This is a genomic window from Turicibacter sp. GALT-G1, from assembly GCF_025594995.1.
GTDB classification, from domain to species: Bacteria; Bacillota_I; Bacilli_A; order MOL361; family Turicibacteraceae; genus Turicibacter; species Turicibacter bilis.
Genome location: NZ_JAMQUS010000070.1, coordinates 1 through 5,317, shown reverse-complemented (window position 1 = coordinate 5,317; position 5,317 = coordinate 1). Strand labels below are relative to the sequence as shown.

3 protein-coding genes are annotated in these 5,317 nt (G+C 32.9%); all 3 read left to right on the top strand.

From position 1 onward, the window contains the following. The first annotated feature begins 191 nt into the window (after positions 1-191). Genes pth through NEH74_RS11705 form a run of 3 tightly spaced genes read left to right on the top strand, consistent with a single transcriptional unit; the run spans position 192 to position 4,908 of the window. The gene (pth, locus tag NEH74_RS11715) at positions 192-752 is read left to right on the top strand and encodes an aminoacyl-tRNA hydrolase (protein WP_055305913.1); all 561 of its coding nucleotides are present in this window, start codon (positions 192-194) and stop codon (positions 750-752) included. 27 nt (positions 753-779) lie between these two features. After that, the gene (gene mfd / locus NEH74_RS11710; protein ID WP_055305914.1) at positions 780-4,310 is read left to right on the top strand and encodes a transcription-repair coupling factor; all 3,531 of its coding nucleotides are present in this window, start codon (positions 780-782) and stop codon (positions 4,308-4,310) included. Between the two features lie 58 nt (positions 4,311-4,368). Continuing rightward, positions 4,369-4,908 (top strand): stage V sporulation T C-terminal domain-containing protein, encoded by a 540-nt coding sequence (locus NEH74_RS11705; protein ID WP_055242950.1) that lies wholly within the window; start codon positions 4,369-4,371, stop codon positions 4,906-4,908. The last annotated feature ends 409 nt before the right edge of the window (positions 4,909-5,317 follow it).

The following is a 5,317-nucleotide window of genomic DNA, read 5'->3' as shown; positions in this document are numbered from 1 at the left end:
ATTATCTCCTACTCGATTTACTTGCAATAAATCTGTTTAATTTAGCAGAAAATAAAGTGAAATGTCTCTTTTTTTAAAACGTATTTCATTAAAAAGAAAACCACTCAAATACTAGAAGAAATATTGGTAAAACGTATGCGATTACTGTAAAATAGGATATGTTATTTAAACTCTGAATGAGGTGAAATTTTATGAAATTGTTTGTAGGTCTGGGAAACCCAGGTTCAAAATATGAAAGAACACGCCATAATGCTGGATTTATGGTTATTGATGAATTAAGCAAAGCATGGAATATTCATTTATCAGAAGAAAAAAAATTTAAAGGTGAGATTGGGCGTGGAGTTGTTAAAGGTGAAAAGGTTATATTATTGAAACCAACAACTTTCATGAACTTATCTGGAGAGTCAGTTCGTGCAGTTATGGATTTTTATGATGTTGATATCGAAGATTTAATTGTCATCTATGATGATTTAGATTTACCACACGGAAAGATTCGAATGCGTTTAAAAGGAAGTGCAGGTGGCCATAATGGAATTAAGTCATTAATCGCACACACTAAAACACAAGAATTTAAACGTATTCGTGTGGGAATCGATCGCCATCCCAAAATTCCAGTAGTGGATTATGTGTTAGGAAAATTTACAGAAGATGAGTTAGCACTTGTCAATCAGGCGATTGATTTATCAGTAAAAGCTTGTGAAATGGCATTAACAGAATCATTTAATAAAGTGATGACTGAGTATAGTAAATAGGACTTGTCACAGAAGGTGGGTGTTTGAATGAATGTGATGAATCAGTATATTTCAAAGTCTGAACAACTTCAAACTTTGATGAATACATTAGATAAGGATAATCAAAATGTTTTATTAAGCGGGGTTACAACTTCTTTTTATGCACCATTATTACAAATGATTTTCGAAAATAAAAAACGACCGATGATCATTATGATGCAAAATTTATATCACGCTCAGCGTTTGTATGATCAACTCATTGATTTGATGGACATGAATTCAGTCCGTCTTTTTCCTATGGATGAATTTATAACAGCTGAGATGCTTGCTTCAAGTTCTGAGTTACGTATCGAACGAATGAATACACTAGCTTCAATAATTGAAAATCAAAATAAAATCGTTGTAACACATGTTGCTGGTGCGACACGATTCTTAACACCAAAAGAGATTTTTAAACAAGCCGATATTCAATTAGAGGTTGGTGGAACTTACGAACTTGATGAACTAAAACGTAAATTAGTTGAGTTAGGTTATCAATCGGTTCGTGCTGTTGAGCATATGGGTGAATTTAGTGTTCGAGGCGGAATCTTAGATGTTTTTCCGATGACAGAAGAGAATCCAATTCGTATTGAATTCTTTGATGATGAAATTGATACAATTCGTTATTTTTCAACAGAAACTCAACGTTCGATTAATAAAGTTGAAAAGGCAGCTCTCGTTCCAACATTTGAACTTGTTTATTCAGACGAGCAAGTTGAGCGTTTTGAAAAAAATATTAAAGAACGCTTAACAAAAACGGCACCACTTGTTGAAGGGGAAACACGTGATAATTTATATGCTAGAATCTATGGTGATATAGAAAAGATTAAAAATAATCAAGATTTAGAGGTCATGCATAAATATATTTCATTATTGTATGAAAAACCAGATACATTGCTATCTTATTTCGATGATCCATTGGTAATCTATATTGATTACAATCGTATTTTAGAGAATCAAGAGCATATGAATGAAGATGCATTAGCCTGGCAAGAAGGAGCCATCGAAAATGGAAAAACAGTCGTTGATTTAAATTTATATCATCCAATTACTCAAACAAAAGTCTCTAGACAGCTATTTTTACTTGAACATACGAGTTCATTACAAGAAATCAAATTGACAGAACACGTTAAGCTAATGACTAAGAGTGTTACTGAGTTTCATGGACAACTTGAATTTTTTGCGAAAGAGTGTAAACGACTCAAAGAAAATGGGGTTACAGTCTTTGTCACAGTTTCAAGTGTGGAGGCACGTAATAACTTAGCCAATTATTTAGAAGAATCAGGAGTGACTGTTGCATTCCCAACGACGATCGATGAAATTAGAGAAGGTTCGATCCATCTTGTCTATGAGCGATTACCATTAGGTTTTGAACTATTAGAACCGAATATTGTTGTTTATACGGATTATGAGGTTCATACAAAACGAAAAAAACAAACAGCTTATAAAAGTAATTTTAAAGAAGGTAAGAAGATTAAAGACTATAATGAGCTTAAGCTCGGAGACTATGTGGTTCATGTTCAACACGGAATTGGACAGTATATTGGGATTGAGACATTAGAAACAAATGGTGCCCGTAAAGATTTCTTAATGATTGCTTATCGCGGAGGCGATAAACTATATGTTCCAATCGACAAAATTGAGATGGTTCAAAAATATGTAGGATCAGAGGGGGCAAAACCGAAAATCCACAAACTAGGAACATCGGAATGGGAGAAAACGAAGGCAAAAGTTAAGAAAACGGTTAAAGATATTGCAGATAAATTAATCAAAATTTATGCTAAACGCGAGCATTTACCTGGTTACGCATTCTCAAAAGACACGATTGAGCAACATGCGTTTGAAAATGCCTTCCCATATGTTGAAACAGATGATCAGCTAAGGGCTGTGGCTGAGATTAAAGAAGATATGGAAGCGCCACATCCAATGGATCGTTTATTAATCGGAGATGTTGGATACGGAAAGACGGAAGTAGCGATGCGCGCTGCATTTAAAGCAGTCCAGGATGGGAAGCAAGTTGCCTATTTAGCACCAACAACAATTCTTTCTAAGCAACATTATGAGTCATTTGTGGCACGTTTTAAGGATTTTGATGTAAAAATTGGATTACTTAATCGTTATGTGTCAATAAAAGAACAACAGGAATTGCTAACAAATATAAAAAGTGGTAAAATAAATATCGTTGTCGGAACGCATCGAATTTTATCAAAAGATGTAATCTTTAAAGATTTAGGACTTTTAATTATCGATGAAGAACAACGCTTCGGGGTTGAACATAAAGAGAAAATCAAAGAGTTTAAAACTGAAGTTGACGTCTTAACGCTTACTGCAACACCAATTCCAAGGACATTACAAATGTCGATGATTGGTATTCGAAGTTTATCATTGATTGAGACTCCACCAATGAATCGCTATCCGGTACAAACTTATGTACTGGAAGAACATGATGGAGTAATTCGTGATGCAATCGAACGTGAATTGGCTAGGGATGGACAAGTATTCTATTTATATAATAGAGTATCAGATATAGAGAAAAGAGCGGCAAGAATACAAAAGTTAGTGCCGGATGCAGTGGTTGAATATGCTCATGGACAAATGAGTAAAGAACAACTTGAACAAACGATGGCGGATTTCGAAGAAAAGAAATTTAATGTCTTAGTTTGTACCACTATTATTGAAACAGGGATTGATATACCAAATGCGAACACTCTGATTATCTCAGATTCGTATCGATTAGGCTTATCACAACTATATCAGCTAAGAGGTCGCGTCGGAAGAAGTGATCGTATTGCTTATGCTTACTGCATGTATCCTAGAAATAAAGTATTAACTGAAAATGCTGAAAAAAGGCTACAAACAATTAAAGAATTTACTGAACTTGGTTCAGGATTCAAGATTGCCATGCGTGACTTAGCAATACGTGGAGCTGGAGATATGTTAGGAGCACAACAATATGGATTTATAGATACAGTTGGACTGGATTTATATACTCAATTGTTAAGTGAAGCAGTAGTTCACGCAAGAGAAGGTAGCAATTTTGAAGTCGCTTCATTTGAATTACCAAAATTAGAATTTGACTTTCCAACGAAAGTTGATGCGTACATACCTGATTTTTATATCAGTGATGAATCGACCAAAATTGAAATTTATCAAAAAATTAAAAAAGTTACTAATGATGAAGAATATAAAGACGTTATCGATGAATTAATTGACCGTTTTGGTGATTTCCCTGATGATGTTAAATATTTAATTGATCTGACCTTTTTAAAGAATATAACCGAACCATATATTGAAAAAACAAAATCGACTAAAAATACGATAGAATTCATATTAAAGGAAGAAATTACACAAGATATTGATGGACAGAAATTATTTGAAGCTGTTCACAAGATCGGTTCTATGATTCGTCTGGCGTATAAGGATAATCGAATAAATATTATTTTTGATTTACCAGTTGTTAAAAGGTTACAATGGTTCGAATATGCATTAGATTTATTTAAAAATTTCGAAAGATTCAAAAAAGATGTAAAAAAGGTATAATTTATTAAAAAACATAAAAACTAATGTTAGATAATTTGAAAGTGAGGTTTTGAGAAAGATGAAAGCTACTGGAGTTGTTCGTCGTATAGATGACTTAGGTCGTGTTGTAATCCCAAAAGAAATTCGTAGAACGATGCGTATTCGCGAAGGGGATTCTTTAGAAATTTTCGTTAATCAATCAGGAGAGGTTGTATTAAAAAAATATTCTCCAATCGCTGACATTTCTGCATTTGCACAACAATACGCTGATGCAATGCAAGCATCTACTAAAAAAGGTATTTTAATTGTAGACCGTGAAGATATTATTGCAGCTTCTGGAGAAATTAAAAAACAATATTTAAACCGTCGTGTTAGCCGTCCATTAAGCGACATGATTGAAAATCGTACATCTAAAATCGCTGAAGGAAAAGAAGTTTTAGAAATCGTTGATGGTGAAACAACTGAGCGTTCATTCGTAATGATTCCAATTATCTCAAATGGAGATAGCTTAGGTGCAGTTATTTTAGTAGGAACTGAAGAAGATGAATTAGTTAATGAATTAGATATTAACAGTGCTAAAATCGCAACATCATTCTTAGGTAAATACTTAGAAGGTTAATTTGAAAACAAAAAAGATACTTATCCACAATTGAGTAAATAAGTATCTTTTTTATTTTAGCTGTGTTACAAAATCTTGTTCATAATAAATTTATTGATACCAACCGGTACTCAGTGTAAAGTTTTTTTTTGTGATCTGTGGATAAGGATGATAATAATTAAGTTAAGTCAATATTATATTCAAGGATATTATTTTAGAGGATAGCTAAAAATTATTTATGTTATTATCCATTCGTATGAAGGATACTATTAATTGATTTATACATACATGGCGAAATATAATTCATGGTTTTGAAGTCACCTATTCCTTATCAAATTTCATCAAATTTTATGATAAAATTTAGGTAAATTAAATTTAAACTCAAATAAAAAAGTGTAACCGAAGTTACACTTTTTTATGTGCGCCCGGC

Bases quoted from the DNA above. Each gene is read 5' to 3' on its own strand.
- pth (WP_055305913.1), top strand. From the start codon at position 192: ATGAAATTGTTTGTAGGTCTGGGAAACCCAGGTTCAAAATATGAAAGA.
- mfd (WP_055305914.1), top strand. From the start codon at position 780: ATGAATGTGATGAATCAGTATATTTCAAAGTCTGAACAACTTCAAACT.
- NEH74_RS11705 (WP_055242950.1), top strand. From the start codon at position 4,369: ATGAAAGCTACTGGAGTTGTTCGTCGTATAGATGACTTAGGTCGTGTT.